This window comes from Anaerococcus faecalis (assembly GCF_013371425.1).
Taxonomy (GTDB): domain Bacteria; phylum Bacillota; class Clostridia; order Tissierellales; family Peptoniphilaceae; genus Anaerococcus; species Anaerococcus porci.
In genome coordinates this window covers 154356-169406 of record NZ_JABVBA010000005.1, presented here as the reverse complement: position 1 = coordinate 169406, position 15051 = coordinate 154356, and the positions used below count along the sequence as shown (strand labels likewise).

16 protein-coding genes are annotated in these 15051 nt (G+C 30.0%); 1 reads left to right on the top strand and 15 read right to left on the bottom strand.

Annotation, left to right across the window (positions count from 1 at the left end; translation table 11 throughout):
* Positions 1–263 precede the first annotated feature (263 nt).
* The 10 genes from HV819_RS06420 to HV819_RS06375 form a co-directional block, all read right to left on the bottom strand.
* Positions 264–701, bottom strand: a complete 438-nt coding sequence (locus HV819_RS06420; RefSeq protein WP_154540241.1) for an MOSC domain-containing protein — start codon at positions 699–701, stop codon at positions 264–266.
* A complete protein-coding gene (locus tag HV819_RS06415; RefSeq protein ID WP_176269763.1) occupies positions 694–1191 on the bottom strand; it encodes a MogA/MoaB family molybdenum cofactor biosynthesis protein in 498 nt (165 codons plus the stop codon). Before HV819_RS06415 ends, HV819_RS06420 begins: the two co-directional genes overlap by 8 nt.
* Positions 1166–1636: a cyclic pyranopterin monophosphate synthase MoaC gene (gene moaC / locus HV819_RS06410; protein ID WP_154540237.1), complete on the bottom strand. Its 471-nt coding sequence runs from the start codon at positions 1634–1636 to the stop codon at positions 1166–1168. The genes HV819_RS06415 and moaC overlap by 26 nt, the downstream gene beginning before the upstream one ends.
* Positions 1637–2581 (bottom strand): GTP 3',8-cyclase MoaA, encoded by a 945-nt coding sequence (moaA, locus tag HV819_RS06405; RefSeq protein WP_154540235.1) that lies wholly within the window; start codon positions 2579–2581, stop codon positions 1637–1639. It lies immediately after the preceding gene.
* Positions 2582–3332: 751 nt separating this feature from the next.
* Complete coding sequence (locus tag HV819_RS06400; protein WP_154540233.1) at positions 3333–4163, bottom strand: MBL fold metallo-hydrolase; 831 nt, start codon at positions 4161–4163, stop codon at positions 3333–3335.
* Between the two features lies 1 nt (position 4164).
* Positions 4165–5616, bottom strand: coding sequence for an MFS transporter (locus HV819_RS06395; protein ID WP_154540231.1), 1452 nt, complete (start codon positions 5614–5616; stop codon positions 4165–4167).
* A 79-nt stretch (positions 5617–5695) separates the two neighbouring features.
* Positions 5696–6760: a LacI family DNA-binding transcriptional regulator gene (locus HV819_RS06390; RefSeq protein WP_176269762.1), complete on the bottom strand. Its 1065-nt coding sequence runs from the start codon at positions 6758–6760 to the stop codon at positions 5696–5698.
* Between the two features lie 620 nt (positions 6761–7380).
* Positions 7381–8526: a double-cubane-cluster-containing anaerobic reductase gene (locus HV819_RS06385; RefSeq protein WP_154540227.1), complete on the bottom strand. Its 1146-nt coding sequence runs from the start codon at positions 8524–8526 to the stop codon at positions 7381–7383.
* On the bottom strand, positions 8523–9290 hold the full coding sequence (locus tag HV819_RS06380; RefSeq protein ID WP_154540225.1) for an acyl-CoA dehydratase activase: 768 nt from the start codon (positions 9288–9290) through the stop codon (positions 8523–8525). The genes HV819_RS06385 and HV819_RS06380 overlap by 4 nt, the downstream gene beginning before the upstream one ends.
* Before the next feature lie 3 nt (positions 9291–9293).
* Entirely contained in the window at positions 9294–9515 is a 222-nt protein-coding gene (locus HV819_RS06375; protein ID WP_176269761.1) for a DUF3343 domain-containing protein, read from the bottom strand.
* A gap of 123 nt (positions 9516–9638) precedes the next feature.
* Between HV819_RS06375 and HV819_RS06370 the strand changes: the two genes are divergently transcribed.
* Positions 9639–10346, top strand: coding sequence for a GntR family transcriptional regulator (locus tag HV819_RS06370; protein ID WP_154540221.1), 708 nt, complete (start codon positions 9639–9641; stop codon positions 10344–10346).
* 172 nt (positions 10347–10518) lie between these two features.
* Here the strand turns inward: HV819_RS06370 and HV819_RS06365 are convergent, their stop codons facing one another.
* From HV819_RS06365 to HV819_RS06345, 5 genes are all read right to left on the bottom strand, one after another.
* Positions 10519–11598 carry an ABC transporter substrate-binding protein gene (locus HV819_RS06365; protein ID WP_154540219.1) on the bottom strand — a complete coding sequence of 360 codons (1080 nt, stop codon included), beginning with the start codon at positions 11596–11598 and terminating at the stop codon, positions 10519–10521.
* Positions 11591–12388: an ABC transporter permease gene (locus tag HV819_RS06360; RefSeq protein WP_176269760.1), complete on the bottom strand. Its 798-nt coding sequence runs from the start codon at positions 12386–12388 to the stop codon at positions 11591–11593. Before HV819_RS06360 ends, HV819_RS06365 begins: the two co-directional genes overlap by 8 nt.
* Positions 12378–13175 carry an ABC transporter permease gene (locus HV819_RS06355; protein WP_154540215.1) on the bottom strand — a complete coding sequence of 266 codons (798 nt, stop codon included), beginning with the start codon at positions 13173–13175 and terminating at the stop codon, positions 12378–12380. Before HV819_RS06355 ends, HV819_RS06360 begins: the two co-directional genes overlap by 11 nt.
* Positions 13168–14280 carry an ABC transporter ATP-binding protein gene (locus HV819_RS06350; protein WP_154540213.1) on the bottom strand — a complete coding sequence of 371 codons (1113 nt, stop codon included), beginning with the start codon at positions 14278–14280 and terminating at the stop codon, positions 13168–13170. Before HV819_RS06350 ends, HV819_RS06355 begins: the two co-directional genes overlap by 8 nt.
* Positions 14281–14394: 114 nt before the next feature.
* Positions 14395–14973 carry a TetR/AcrR family transcriptional regulator C-terminal domain-containing protein gene (locus tag HV819_RS06345; protein WP_154540211.1) on the bottom strand — a complete coding sequence of 193 codons (579 nt, stop codon included), beginning with the start codon at positions 14971–14973 and terminating at the stop codon, positions 14395–14397.
* Positions 14974–15051 lie beyond the last annotated feature (78 nt).

Below are 15051 nucleotides of genomic sequence, written 5' to 3'. Positions count from 1 at the left end.
AGTGAAGGTAAACATCATCTAGTTGCTACAAATGCTGTTGCTAGAAAACTTTGTCATACTATTTACGCTGTTTTAACTAAAAACGAAGATTATCAAGTTCAAGCTTAATTTCAATACTTATTTTTAGCCTGAGTCTTTAGGTTTGTTTCTCATGCCTATTTTTAGTTTTTATTATGTTATTTTTATTCAATATCTTTTTCTAATTTTTTTCATTTTTACTCTTGACTTTTAATGGTTAGTCTTTTTTATTATTTTTCATTAACTTAGACTAGCACTTTAATGAAATCATCACTTTTTATTAAACCTCCCCTCAAAACCTTGGCAAATATCCCCTCCTTCGGCATTATACAGTATCCTGTCATCTTCTTAATTTCACAGCCATCATGGCATTTTTTACCTATTTGGGTAATCTCAAGTAGACACTCTCCGATTTCAAATTTTGTTCCTAATGGAAAATCATAAAGTTTAATTCCTTCTGTCGTTAAATTTTCTGCAAAATCTCCAGGCTTAAACTTAATATTTTCATTTTCCATCTTATTTATTGACTCTATAGCTAAAAGAGAGACCTGCCTGTGCCAATTTCCAGCATGAGCATCATCTTTAAGTCCAAAATTTTCTATAAAAACTCCTTTATCTTGGGGGATTTTTTTAACTCCCTTAGTCTTTGATATATTTATCGATATAATCTTTCCATCAGTCATGATCTGTAAAATCTCCTTTCAAAATATCAAGTCCGTGACCTAAAAATGGTCTTATGGCATCAATGGCTTCACTCACAGCCTTCGGAGAGCCTGGAAGATTAATAATTAAAGAATTCTTAGCTATTCCAGAAACCGCCCTTGAAAGAGCCCACATTGGTGTAATTTCCTTAGAATAAAACCTTATAGCTTCAGAAATTCCCGGAGTATTTTTCTCTATCAACTCTTTTGTGGCCTCTGGTGTATTATCTCTTTTTGAAAAACCAGTTCCTCCTGATGTAAGAATTAGGGGAATATTTTTGTCTACTAATTTTTTTAATTCATCTAATATTTTTTCTTTATCATCAGGAATAATATTAAAGTACTCCATTTTATAATCCTTATCCATTGAATCAAGAAGAGCATCTTTGCACTTATCCTTTTTTTCTCCACCACTTCTTGAGTCGGATAGAACAATAAAAGCATACTTATAAACCTTCTCTTTTGTAGTCACCAGACTTTCCTCCCTTTTTTGAAACTAAATATATATCCTCAATAACCATTGACTTATCAAGTGCCTTACACATATCATATACTGTCAAAAGTCCAGCAGAAACCCCTGTTAAAGCTTCCATCTCAACACCAGTTTTACCCTGACATTTAACTAAAACTTCACAGAATAAATTCTCACCTTCAAAGTAAAAGTCTACATTTATCCCATTTAATAACAGTGGATGAGCCATAGGTATTATTGAAGAAGTATTTTTTACAGCTTGGATTGCTGCTACTTGGGCAATAGCAAGAACATCTCCCTTTTTTATCTTTTCATCCTTTATAGCCTTTATAGTCTCATATTTTAATTTTATTGAACCTTTGGCAAGAGCTTCCCTTTGGCTGATTTCTTTTTGTGAAATATCAACCATTTGACCTCTTCCAGACTTATCTAGGTGTGTAAACATCTATCCTCCTATCCTATTCATTGATTCACTTATACTTCCTTCTTCCAAGTAATGTCTTAAAGGCTTTTTGTATAAGCTTATATCAATAAGCTCACTCAATTTCTCCCTATCATCTAGACCTTCTTTTAAATCTATTTTCACATCTGAATGAAGACATGGTCTTATAAATCCATCTGACGTTATTCTTAACCTGTTACATGTTGAACAGAACCTATGAGAAAGCGGATCTATAAAGCCTATCTTAAAGTCAGAGTCCTTCATTTTATACAAGCTTGTTGGAGAGTTTTTATCAGGATTTTCAATCCTTTTTAATTCATATTTTTTTACTATATCATCACTTGATAGAAAATTATCCCTAGCAAAATCTTGAGTTTTGCCTATAGGCATAAGTTCTATAAATCTTAATCCTAAGTCATTTTTCTTAGAAAACTCTATAAAATCTAAAACTTCATCCTCATTTATTCCCTTTATAAGAACGCAATTTATCTTAACTCCCATACCAAGTGACTTAGCTTTATATATTCCTCTGAGAACTTTTTTTAAGTCTCCATTTTTGCTAATCTTTTTATACTTTTCAAATTCAAGACTATCAAGAGATATATTAAACCTATCTAATCCATTATCCTTTAAAACTTGAACCTTTTCTTCTAAAAAAAAGCCATTACTGGTCATTGATAAGTCTTTAATTTCTTCAAATGAAGAAAGGTACTTTACCAAAGTTTCTATATTTTTACGAACTAGTGGTTCTCCACCTGTAAGCCTTACCTTTCTTATCCCCTTCTCTACAAACACTTCCACTATATTTCTTATATCCTCAAAAGATAAAATATCGCTGTGGTCTTTTTTATTTATTCCATCAGGCATACAATAAGCACACCTTAGGTTACATCTATCAGTAACAGATATCCTAAGATAATCTATTCTCCTATTAAACTTATCTAACAATTAATCACTACTTTCTTTTGTATATAATATATTACTATACCAAGTATAACATTTTTTTAAAAATTAAAAAAACATTTTCACAAAATAAAATAGACATTACAAACCAATCCTTCTAAAGTAGATAAATAATTAAATTAAAGTTTTTCCACCAAGATGCATTAATCTAAATTAGATTAAAATAATGCCTTGACCTTCAATCTTTTATCTTAATATTACTTATATATTGAAAACATCTACTGCTATAAAAGATTGTTTTAGTTTTTTAGATTCATACTATACACTAAATTCTGTTACATTTTAGTTAATCTTATTTTCTTCCTAGTTTTACAACTTTCTACTTCTCTTGGTTTGTGTATTTATTGTTAAGCTTTTCTTTTTAAAAATTTTTGTACTTATGTGCTTTTTATATATTCAATGGTATCAATATTTTCTTTAGCTTGTATTTTATATTATATTACCTATTAGCATATATCTTATGGCTTTACTTGCTCATGTTTATTAAGAAGGTATTCTTATCTTATGCTTTAAGATAAAAATAATCATCCCAATTTTAGGTAGTAACTACAAATTGTTATGGAATACAACCCTAATTTTTGCAATATTTTCAAATAATTTAATGTCCTTATCCTAAACAAAGTATTTACATTTTTTATATAGTTAGGCTCTTTTTTTCAAAAAAACACCTCCACTTAGTTAGCTAATTTTAGACTATCTACTTTGGAGGTATTATACTTCATTCTCATATTAAATTTTATCTATAAGCTTCATACCAAAATTCAGCAAGTCCGCGTCTTACAACATATCCTTCTCTTATCTCTTGAGATTCATATTGACCTTTTATTTTACCTGAAAGTAAGTCTTTACATAAGGACAAATAATCCTTAATTATAGATTTATCTTTAAATGGGCCATCATGTCCCATACAGATTTTATCAATATCATCATAGTAATTCATAAGATTTTCTAATGAGCTTCTCATAGTTTCGATTTCTTTTTTAGTTGATCCTTGCTCTTTTGATTTACAAGGTATTATTATCCCTTGATTAAGGGCATCTCCTGCATAAAGATACTTTGTAGAGCTACTTAAATATCCAACAGAGCCTTTAGTATGACCTGGTATTTCAATTGTAGTTAGTACTGTTGTCCCTAATTCAAACTTATCACCTTCACTCACATTTTTATATTTTAATTTATCAGGCATATTCTCATTAACATAAGATTTTAATTCTTCGATATCTCCTTTGGGAAATCTTACAGGCCCTCTTGTTTCAATAAACCATTTGATCATATCTGGATTACCAAAATGTTCATCTAAGAGTTCATCATCCCTTTCATTCATGTAAATATCATCAAAGTAATAGGCGTTTCCTGCATGATCTAGGTGACCATGGGTTAATAGCACTAATATATCTTTGTCAGTTATCTCTCTAATCTCTAATCTAGGATCACCAATTCCTGAGCCTGTATCAATTAAAGCTGATTTTTTATCTCCAACAATCAAATAATAATTGTCTAAGTTATAATCCCTGATACAGTATTCATTGTCTGCTAACTTAATTATCTCTTTCTTTAATTGAGTCATTTTATTTATCTTCTAACTCCTCTTCAAGTTCTTCTTCTCTAATTTTTGCCTTGTGTCCTACTTCTATACTTATTTTTTCCATATCTTTATCACTTAAATTATAAATTAGTGTAAATATTAAAAATATAAGTACACATCCAATTGCTGGTAAAATAGCTGAAAGATGTCTAATATTTTCTGCAACACCTGGTGCTTGCATAGCCTGTAAAAGAGGCTGAAATCCTACTGATGATAAAAGCAGTGTAATAAATGTAGTAGATAAACTAGCCACTAAAAATACTACAAATGTTACAATTGAATAAACCATTCCATCATTTCTTTCACCTGTTAGCCATACGTGATAGTCTACACCATCTGCTATAAGTGACCAAATTAGCAATGAATAAAACCCAGTAAAAAATGAAGCTATTCCTTGTATAATAACCCAAGCCATAGGACTTACTTTCACAAATGCGAGAAGACCATATAAAACAGCCCCAATTATCATCGGCCATGTTATTAAATTCTTTTTACCGAATTTTTTAAGTAAAGGTTTTAGTAAGGGCATACACATTATCATAGGAATCATTTGAGCAATTCCTGCATAAGCTAAGGTTTTAGTTTCACCAAAATAAACTTGAAACACATATTGATTTGTAATTCCTGTAGTTTGTATGAAAAATTTTACTATAATATAAGCTAAAATTATTGATATCATTGGTCTATTTTTTAAAAATGACAAGAATAATTTTTTATAGTTAACAGCTTGCTTTTTCTCACTAGATGTTGTTATAACAATTCTTTCTCTCGCCCATCTTGTTGTGAAAAATAAGCATATTATAGAAAAAACACCACCTATTATTGATAATATTAAGAATCCTTGTGCAGTAGCTTCATTCAAGTTGTTAAAAATTAATAAAGGGGCTACTGTTTGAACAATAACATTTGCACCAAGCGACCCTATAGATCTAAAGTTAGATAATTCTGCTCTTTGCTCTTGATTTTGAGATATAGAATTTAGCATAGTTCCATAAGGAATATTCCAAAACGAGGATATAACTCCCCACAAAAAATAAATTATCAAGCACCAAGCCACTTTGAGTCCATAAGGAAATCCTGAAACGTCTATAAATAACATTACTGTCATTATTGCCATTGGCACAGATACTTTTCTTATTATATTATTATATTTCCCATATTTTGTTCCAGCAGCTTTATCTGTAAACCTACCTATAAAAGGATCATTAAGTGAATCTAATGCCTTACAGACTGCTACTATTACTGCAAAGTGACCTGCTCTTATCCCTACAATCGATGTCATAAATAATAACAAATATGTATTAACTATTACTTGTAAAGTATTTCCACCTAAATCACCAAACATATATCCAAGTTTATCTCTTATAGAAAAACTTGAGGCGCTCTCGACATAATCAATATATTCTTTGTCTTTACTAATATTTTTCTCTTGCATACGTTCTCCTTGAAATTATTACGTAAACGATTACGTTAATTAATTTATACTATATATAAAAAAATAAGTCAAATATTTATCACATATTTGACTTAAAAATTATTCGGCATTCTATTTCTTTTTTAACCATTTGAAATTTTTCTTCATTTTTTTGATAAATGCTATTATTAATCAATGAGTTTATTGCTACTCTCACAGCTTCTTTACCTTCTAGTATTGGGTTATTATCAATAATACATTTACAAACCCCATCTTTAAGAAAACTTTCAGAAGCTTTATTTCTTCCAGCACAGATGAAAAATACCTTATCTTGATAATTTAGAAACTTAATAATATTTGCTAAGTAAATACTCGATCTAGCAGTGGTTGCAAAACAAGCATCTATATTCACTGTTTTAAATATATTTCTTATTTTCTTTCCTAGCTTTTTCTCGAACTGGTCAAATCTATATAAATTGATATTTTTCTTATATGAACTTATATAATCAACAAATCCTTTACTGGTTTTATCTTCCCCAAAAAAAGTTTCATTCTTATTTTCAATCAGCAATATATTACTTATATTTTTATTGAAATAAGTCATCATTTCAACTGCAAGTCTTCCAATTTTTTCTGCCTGATCTGTAACAATTATATTTGCTTTAATATCATACTTTAACTTATGTAAAGCAATAATAGGGATATTCAAATCAAATAGATTATTAATATATGAAGATATTTTTTTATTCGAACCTACAATATAGATTATAGCAGCGTCTATTTTTACATCTTTTAGCTTTAACTCATTTAGTTTTTTAATGTATTTTCTATCAACTTCCTCAAATGAAGAGCCACTATAATATAACTCATGAAAATTTATTTTAGCATCGTCAAATTCACTCTTGCCCTGTTGATATCCTTCCCACAATAAATCTGTATAATATTTTGAGTTTTTATCTTTAATTGGAAAAATAACTAATACATTAAATTCTTTTCTAATGGCTTTAGCATTAAAATTTACTTTATAATCAAGTTCATTTGCTAAAGCAATTACCCCTCTTCTTGTTTTTTCTCCTACACCTTCTTTATTATTTAAAGCTCTGGATACTGTTGCTGTACTGACATTTAATTTTTTTGCTATATCTGATATTCTTATATTTTTCATTTATAACCCCTACCCATCACATAACAATACCCAAAACCAAATAAATAATTTCACATATAATTACATGTTTGATAGGGTATTTTTTAACATTACTAGCAAAATCAATTGAAATTCTAATATTTATACTCCTATCCAAACTATACTTGATATTAGAATTATTGCTTCTATCTTAATTATTAGACACTTTAACAAATCTATTATTACAAATAGATTTTTATATATATATTATAATTAATATAGAAATCCTAAAAACATCTTCTCTTTGTGCTGAATTTATTGAAAAGAGATTATATCTTAGTTAATATTTTTTAGTTTTTACTTTCTACTTCTCTTAGTTTATATATTATTATTTATGAAATTTGATTTTTTTAAGCCTTTTGTACTTATATGATTTTTATATATCCTACGGTATCAATATTTCCTTTAGCTTGTATTTCTATATATATTATACCATCTATTAACATATCTCTTATGACTTAATTAGCTTATCCTAAACAAAGATTTGCAACTTTCACATGCCTAGGCTCTTTTTTCTAAAAAATCACCTCCAAGTATTTAGCTAATTTTAATTTGTTAGACTATCTACTTTTGAGATATTGTTAAATTATTATTGCTTAGTTTTAAAGCATTTCTAAAAATGCTTGGACTCTTGTATTTATTTGACCTATATCAGCTTGTGAAAAGTCTGTTTCTAAGGATATATATGGGATATTTTTTTCTTCTGTAATATATTTTCTAATGCTTGTTGTTTCTATTGCATAGGTATGGCATGATTGAAGTTCCATATCAAGAACTCCGTCAACCTTGTACTTATCTATTAGTTCACCCAAAAGCTTGTATCTATTTTCATTAGGGCTCATTACAGAACATCCTATATTAATATATCTTTTGGCAATTGCCTTTAATGGATTTCCTGTATTTTCTTCCACAAACCTGTCATAATTTTTCTCACCAGAACAATTTTCATAGCTTACAACAACTCCACCATTGTCTTCAACTGCTTTTATAACTTTTTCAGTTGCTCCACCTATTGGACAACCTGTAATAAGAATTCTTGGCTTTTTCTCACGAGTTTCATCATATTCTTCCATAACTTTATCAGCCAAACTCTCTAGCTCTTCTGGTAGGTTTTCCCTATCAAATCTAAATGTTGAGCCAAATAAAACCTTAAAATAATCATAACCTGACATAGGTGTTGGGTCATATGCCATTGTAGATGCAAGCTTTTTGAAAGCCTTTCTTATCCTGTTTTCAAGTTTTATTTGTTCTTCTAATCTTTCTTCTGTAATATTAGTTTCAAACTTTTCTTCTACAATATCTTTTACTCTGATAACTTCTTTTTCCCACAAGTCAAGAGAATCTTCTGATTGATTATGTGGAAGCTGCATAACATGAACTGCTTTAAACCTAGCCATCAATTCATACATCTTTTTCTTGCCATCACAGGTTGTCTCTCCTATTACTAAATCTGAAAAGTGAAAGAAGGGACATTTATCTGTTATAGCAAAACCATATGATGATTTTATAAGTGGACATAAGTTTTTAGGTAGTTCTTTTTCGGCTTCTGCTGTTGTTTCATCTGAGGTTGAACACAAGCTTACTGTAGCAGCACCTGCGGCTTGGGCGATTTCTCTTGGAAAATATGTACAATACATTCCCACAACTGGCTTTCCGTTGTCTTTTACTTTCTTAACAGCTAGGAAAGAATTTTTCCTCTGTTCTGCAAACTCTTCAAATACTTCTGGTAAATCTTTTACTAATTTCATCTTTTTTTCTTCTCCTTTGCAAGTAAACTTGCTCCAATAGCTCCTGCATAAATTCCATCTTCATGACCATAAACATTTTTTTCAGTCTTTTTTGAAAGAATTTCTATAAAATAATCAATCTTTGATAAGCCACCTGTAAGAATAATATCTTTTGGAAGCTCCATTTTTAGGCACATCTTGCTAACCTTATCTGCAACCGAATCTACAACTCCAGCCGCTATGTCTTCTTTTTTTCGACCTTCTCCTATGTAATTTATAATCTCTGATTCAGCAAATACTGTACATAAGGATGAGATTGGTAAGATTTTTCCATTTTTAGATAAGTTAAATAATTCATCTATAGATAGGCCAAGCCTATTTGCCATAATTTCTATAAATTTTCCAGTACCAGCAGAACACTTATCATTCATCAAAAAATCTTTAACCATACCTTTTTCTATAATTATTATTTTTGTATCTTGGCCTCCAACATCTATAAGACCTATATCATCTTGTTTAGAAAGAAATTTCCCACCTCTAGCATGACAGCTTATCTCCGTTACAGTAAAGTCAGCATAATCAACTGCAACTCTTCCATAACCTGTAGCAAGGACCCTTGTATCCTTACTTTTTAAGTCAATATTTTTTTTTAATAAATTTTTATATATAAGCTCACTAGTCTCCTTGCTAGACCAGCCTGTTGGTAAAGAAAATATAAAATTTTCATCTCCTTTTACACAAACCTTGGCAGCTGTTGAGCCTATATCTATACCTACGTAGTACAAGTACTAAACCTCCATAACTTTTATAATACTAAAAGAGAGTTCATTTTCTTCCATAATTTTTCTTATTTCTTCTTCATTATCAGTGAAGAACTTATAACAAAGACCACACCCTGCTCCAAGTTCATCAGGGATGGGTATAAGTTCTCCTTTTAAATCCTTCTCCTTGAAAAATTCTTCTGTTAAAATAGCTTCACTTGTAGTATCAAAACCTACAACAACATTCATAAATCCCCCTTTCATAAGTAAAGTATAACATATTACATTTTCCGTTTCAATAAAACGTTTTTCTTAACTTAATTTATCATATTATGTTATTATATATATTAAAGATGTAAAGAAGAGGGGATTATGAATAAAATTAAGACAGAATCAAAAATCGGAAAAATAAATAGGACTTTTATAAAGGATGAGGCTTATAATCTTCTTTCCCAAAAAATTATTAGGGGAGATTTAAGACCTTGTCAAAGACTTAGGGTAAAGGAACTTTCAGATGAACTTGGTATTTCAAGGACTCCTGTAAGAGAGGCTCTACTTCAACTTGAAAGTGAGGGGCTTGTTTTGACTAAGGCCAATAGGTGGACAATTGTCGCACCAATCAATCCAAAAGAAGCTTTAAATATATATCCTATAATATACAGCCTAGAAGAGCTAGCCTTAGAAGAAGCTTTTGATAAAATTGGCCCAAAAGAAATTAGTAAACTAAGGGAAATAAATGATAGAATAAAGTACTTACATGACAAAAGTGACCAATTAGGGATAATAAAGAAAGACAATGAGTTTCATAACTACATAACAAACTTATCAGGTAATGAAGAAATTGGTCCCATTTTACAAAAGTTAAAAAGAAGGGTAGAAAGAATGGAGCTTTACTTTTTTGAAAACTCTGAAAGTAACTTCACAACTTATATAGAACATCTTAAAATAATAGAATCCTTAGAAGAGGGTAAGCTAGAGAAGTCTAAAAAGGCCCTTGTTAGAAATTGGACTTCAACTATAGAAACTATAATTAATTTATCTAAAGAAATAAATATAGAAGATAATGAAATTTCAAACTGATTTTCTCATTTTAGTATATAAAATATTATAAATAAAAAGCTTTTGCAGGCTTAATTGAAACTTGCAAAAGCTTTACTTATTTTTATATTAGAAAATTTTATAAGATACTTTTTCTCAAAATCCTTTACAAAGAAACTAACAAAGCTTACAAAAGAGTCTATCTTTATAAAGATTATTCTGCTTGAGGCGATATTTTAAGATCTAAAAATAAATCGTTATATAAAATTGTGGTCTCTTTCCCCAAGTCTTTAAAGACTTCAAGCTTATTTATAATATCATCATCTGGATAAAGAGTCTTATTCTCACGAGCCTCAGGACTTATTAGTTCCATTGCCTTTTTGTTTGGAGTAGAATACCAAACATAATCAGCATTTTTAGCTGCAACATCAGGTCTTAAAAGATAATTTATTAGCTCATAGGCTCCCTTAGTATTTTTACTTGTTTTTGGAATAACTATATTGTCAAACCAAATATTTGACCCCTCCTTAGGTATGGTATAGGATAAGTTTTCATTTATTTCCTGTGCCATAGCAGCCTCACCTGAGAATGTTATTCCTATATCCGCCTCTTCTTGAGCCATATACATCCTTATCTCATCTGCAAGTAGGGCTTTTACATTTTTCATAAAGGGTACTAGGTCATTTTTAGTCTCTCTTAATATCTTTTCATCTTTTTCATTTAAACTTCTCCCCTTTGCCAAAAGTCCAATTCCAAGGGTTTCTCTTGCCCCGTCAAAGGATAAAATTTCTCCCTCATATTTTTTATCCCATAGCTTTTTCCATGAGTCAAAGTCACTTTCATCATATTTTTTGTTGTTGTAAATTACACCAAAAGAACCCCAAAAATATGGAATAGAATACTTATTGTTAGGGTCATAAGAAAGATTTAAAAATCTTTGGTCTATGTTTGAAAGACCCTTAATTTTAGAATGATCAAGTTTTTTGAGCATACCCTTATCTCTCATCATCTCAACTGTATATTCTGATGGGAAGGCAAGATCATAAGAGGTTTTACCCTGTTCAATCTTTGCCATCATGGCCTCATTTGAATCAAAAGTTTCATATATTATATGATATCCTGTTTCCTTCTCAAAATCCCTTAAAATCTCAGGGTCGATATAATCTCCCCAATTATAAAAGTAGATATTTTTCGAACTTATCCCATCATTATTTGCATTTAATCTATTTTGTCCAAGAATAAGTAGGCTAAGTAAAAGGATGATTCCAATAATAAATTTATATACCTTATTCATAGCTTAGCCTCTTTTCTTTTCTTTGTATTAAATAATATCCAATAACCATAAGTAGGGATATAAGGAATATCAAGGATGATAAAGCATTTATCTCAAGAGAAATACCTGTTCTTACTCTTGAATAAATTTCAACTGAAAGAGTTGAAAAACCTGATCCTGTAACGAAAAATGTTACTGCAAAATCATCAAGAGAATATGTTAGGGCCATAAAAAAACCCGAAAAAATTCCACTTGCTATGTTAGGCAAAATTATCCTATTTAAAATTGTCATATCACTTGCCCCTAAGTCCTCAGCAGCTTTCATCATATCACGATTTAGGGCATATAATCTTGGAAGAACCATAAGTACGACTATAGGTATTGAAAAAGCAATATGTGATAGTAGTACAGAGAAAAACCCCATAGGAATCTTTAAAAGAAAGCTAAATAATATTAGAAATGATGCCCCCATCATTACATCAGGAAGAACCATAAGGACACTATTTAAGCTCAAGACTTTCTTTCTCAATTTGTTGCTTCTCATATAATATATGGAAATCGCCCCAAGAGTACCTATAATAGTTGCTATAAGAGAGGATAAAAGAGCGAGAATTGCAGTATTAAAAACTATATTTATAAGTCTTTTATCTTCAAATACACTTATATAATGGTCAAAGGTAAAACCTTCAAAGCTTGTCATATTTCCACCACTATTAAAGGAGTAGAAAATCAGATAGACTAAGGGAAGATACATTATTATAAAGACAAATACAAGATATATATTTGAAAACTTAGTTTTTTTATTTCTCATTTTCCACCCCTCTCCTATTTAAGATAGAAATCACTACAAACATCATAAATATTAAGACAAGCCCTATGGTTGAACCCATGCCCCAATTTTGGGTTACAAGATAGTGTTGTTCTACTGCTGTTCCCAAGGTTATAATCTTATTTCCTCCGATTATTCTTGTGATAAGAAAAAGCGATAAAGACGGAATAAAAACCGCCTGAACTCCTGCGACTATCCCATCCATAGAAAGTGGCAAGATTACTTTCCTAAAGGTTTGAATCTTATTTGCGCCTAAGTCTTCGCTAGCTATAATATATTCATTAGGTATAGAATCAATAGACCTAAAGATAGGAAGAATCATAAATGGAAGTTCAACATATGATGCAACCAATATAAAGGCAGGATTTGTAAACAAGATTCCTTCACTAGCAAGACCCAAAAAACCTGCTATGCTACCATTTTTATTAAAAAGTCCTATAAAGGCATAAGCCTTTAAAACAAGATTTATCCAAGTAGGAAGTATTACCAAAAGTAGAATCAAATCTTTGTGCTTGGCCTTTGTCAAAAAATATGAAAAAGGATAGGCCCATAAAAGCGTAAAAGCCGTAATCAAAAAGGCTGTCAAAAATGAATTGAGGGTCATAATTATATAGTTTTTGTTTGAAAAATATGCCCTATAATTATCAAGAGTTAAATTTCCATATATATCATAAAATGATTGGTATAGAAGAAGAAGTATCGGTGCTACTATAAATATCAAAATCCATATATAATAAATAAACGATAATCTTTGGTATTTTTTAGCCATCACTTTCTCCTTGTGCATACTTCTCAATTCTCTTGTCAAAGTCATCTTCACTTTCGTTATAACGCATAACATGTATATTATCTGCCTCTATAGAAATTCCTATATCATCACCTTCTTCAAAAACCTCAGTTGTATGAATCTTCCACCTAAAATCAGATGAATCAAAACAAATAAGCTCATTAAAAACGCCACGAAATAAGATATTATCAATATTTACAACTATGTCAGCATCATTTACAGAAACTATTTTTATATCTTCAGGTCTTATAACAACCTCTACTCTTTCATCTTTTGCAATACCTGCGTCAGAACAGTCAAAAACTTTTCCAGAAAATTCTACCTTGTAATCATCAACCATCCTAGCTTTTAGGATATTACTTTCTCCAATAAACTCTGCTACATAGCGATTTATTGGCTCATCATAGATATCTGTAGGAGGGCCTTGTTGGACAATCTTTCCCTTATCCATTACAAAAATCCAATCACTCATAGCAAGAGCTTCTTCTTGGTCATGAGTTACAAAAACAAAAGTTATTCCAAGCTCCCATTGAAGGTCACGAAGTAGAACTTGCATTGACTTTCTAAGTTTCATATCCAGTGCTGAAAGTGGTTCATCTAGAAGAAGCACATCAGGCTTATTTACTATAGCACGAGCTATAGCAACTCTTTGCATTTGTCCTCCCGACATCTGGGATACCTCACGCTTTTCAAAACCGGATAGGTTTACCATATCTAGAGCTTTTTTTACCTCTTCTCTTATGATTTTTTTGTCGGTCTTTTTTACCTCAAGACCAAATGCCACATTGTCATATACATTCATATGGGGAAATAGAGAATAATTTTGAAAAACAGTATTTACAGTTCTCTTATTGGCAGGAACATTACCTACATTTTTCCCATTAATATAAACTTCTCCCTTATTAGGTTCCAAGAAACCTGCTATCAAGTTAAGGATAGTGGTCTTACCACATCCTGAAGGTCCTAAAAGGGTATAAAATTTTCCCTTTTCCAACTCCAAATCAATAGACTTAAGGATTTCATCATCATCATAAAACTTTGAAACTCCCTTAAGCACAACTGAGTACTTATCAAAATTTTCACTCATATAATCACCCCTTTTTTCATAATAAAAAGTATACCATAAATAAATCGAATATATTACACATAAACATCTTTTATTAAAAATATATAAATAATCTTATAAAAGTTAAATAATAGCTTATATGCTTTTGAAATTTCCTAAAGATGCACTAATAGATGAATATAGGATTGAGGACAGGTAGCTTGAAAGCTTATTTTTGCTTAAAATCTCATCATTGGAGAAATAGTCAATAATTATACTTGCTATAGCTCCAGCATACATTTTAGAAAGAAAATTTTTATAATCATCTGGACAATTATAACCTAACTTTTTTTCGATATTTTCTATCAATATAGAAGTTACTTCAAAAAAATCATCATAGAAAAACTTCTTAAGACCCTCACTTCCAATAGAATCATAGGCACAATTTAAGATAACTTGATTATTTTCAAGATAATCCATTACAAAAAATATGGCTTTCTTGTAATCCTTACTTAAGTCAAACTCCTTAACTACATGTACTGCCTCATCTTCCAACATCCACTTAAATAAGTCTTCTATACTTTCAAAATGGTAATAAAAAGTTTTTCTATTTACATCACAAACTCTTACTATCTCTGATATAGATATCTTACTTAGACTTTTTTCTTTCATAAGTTTTTTAAGTCCCTTAGCAAATTTCTTTTTTGTATTATAAGATATTTCTTCATTTTTCATATTATCACCTTTATTTATTATACAATTATCCCAAATCTTTTCTAAAATAATTTATGGTCAATTTTTATAATCTTGTCC

Bases quoted from the DNA above. Each gene is read 5' to 3' on its own strand.
- HV819_RS06345 (WP_154540211.1), bottom strand. From the start codon at position 14,973: ATGAAAAATGAAGAAATATCTTATAATACAAAAAAGAAATTTGCTAAG.
- HV819_RS06370 (WP_154540221.1), top strand. From the start codon at position 9,639: ATGAATAAAATTAAGACAGAATCAAAAATCGGAAAAATAAATAGGACT.
- HV819_RS06350 (WP_154540213.1), bottom strand. From the start codon at position 14,280: ATGAGTGAAAATTTTGATAAGTACTCAGTTGTGCTTAAGGGAGTTTCA.
- HV819_RS06390 (WP_176269762.1), bottom strand. From the start codon at position 6,760: ATGAAAAATATAAGAATATCAGATATAGCAAAAAAATTAAATGTCAGT.
- HV819_RS06355 (WP_154540215.1), bottom strand. From the start codon at position 13,175: ATGGCTAAAAAATACCAAAGATTATCGTTTATTTATTATATATGGATT.
- HV819_RS06420 (WP_154540241.1), bottom strand. From the start codon at position 701: ATGACTGATGGAAAGATTATATCGATAAATATATCAAAGACTAAGGGA.
- HV819_RS06385 (WP_154540227.1), bottom strand. From the start codon at position 8,526: ATGAAATTAGTAAAAGATTTACCAGAAGTATTTGAAGAGTTTGCAGAA.
- HV819_RS06365 (WP_154540219.1), bottom strand. From the start codon at position 11,598: ATGAATAAGGTATATAAATTTATTATTGGAATCATCCTTTTACTTAGC.
- moaC (WP_154540237.1), bottom strand. From the start codon at position 1,636: ATGTTTACACACCTAGATAAGTCTGGAAGAGGTCAAATGGTTGATATT.
- HV819_RS06395 (WP_154540231.1), bottom strand. From the start codon at position 5,616: ATGCAAGAGAAAAATATTAGTAAAGACAAAGAATATATTGATTATGTC.
- HV819_RS06400 (WP_154540233.1), bottom strand. From the start codon at position 4,163: ATGACTCAATTAAAGAAAGAGATAATTAAGTTAGCAGACAATGAATAC.
- HV819_RS06375 (WP_176269761.1), bottom strand. From the start codon at position 9,515: ATGAATGTTGTTGTAGGTTTTGATACTACAAGTGAAGCTATTTTAACA.
- HV819_RS06360 (WP_176269760.1), bottom strand. From the start codon at position 12,388: ATGAGAAATAAAAAAACTAAGTTTTCAAATATATATCTTGTATTTGTC.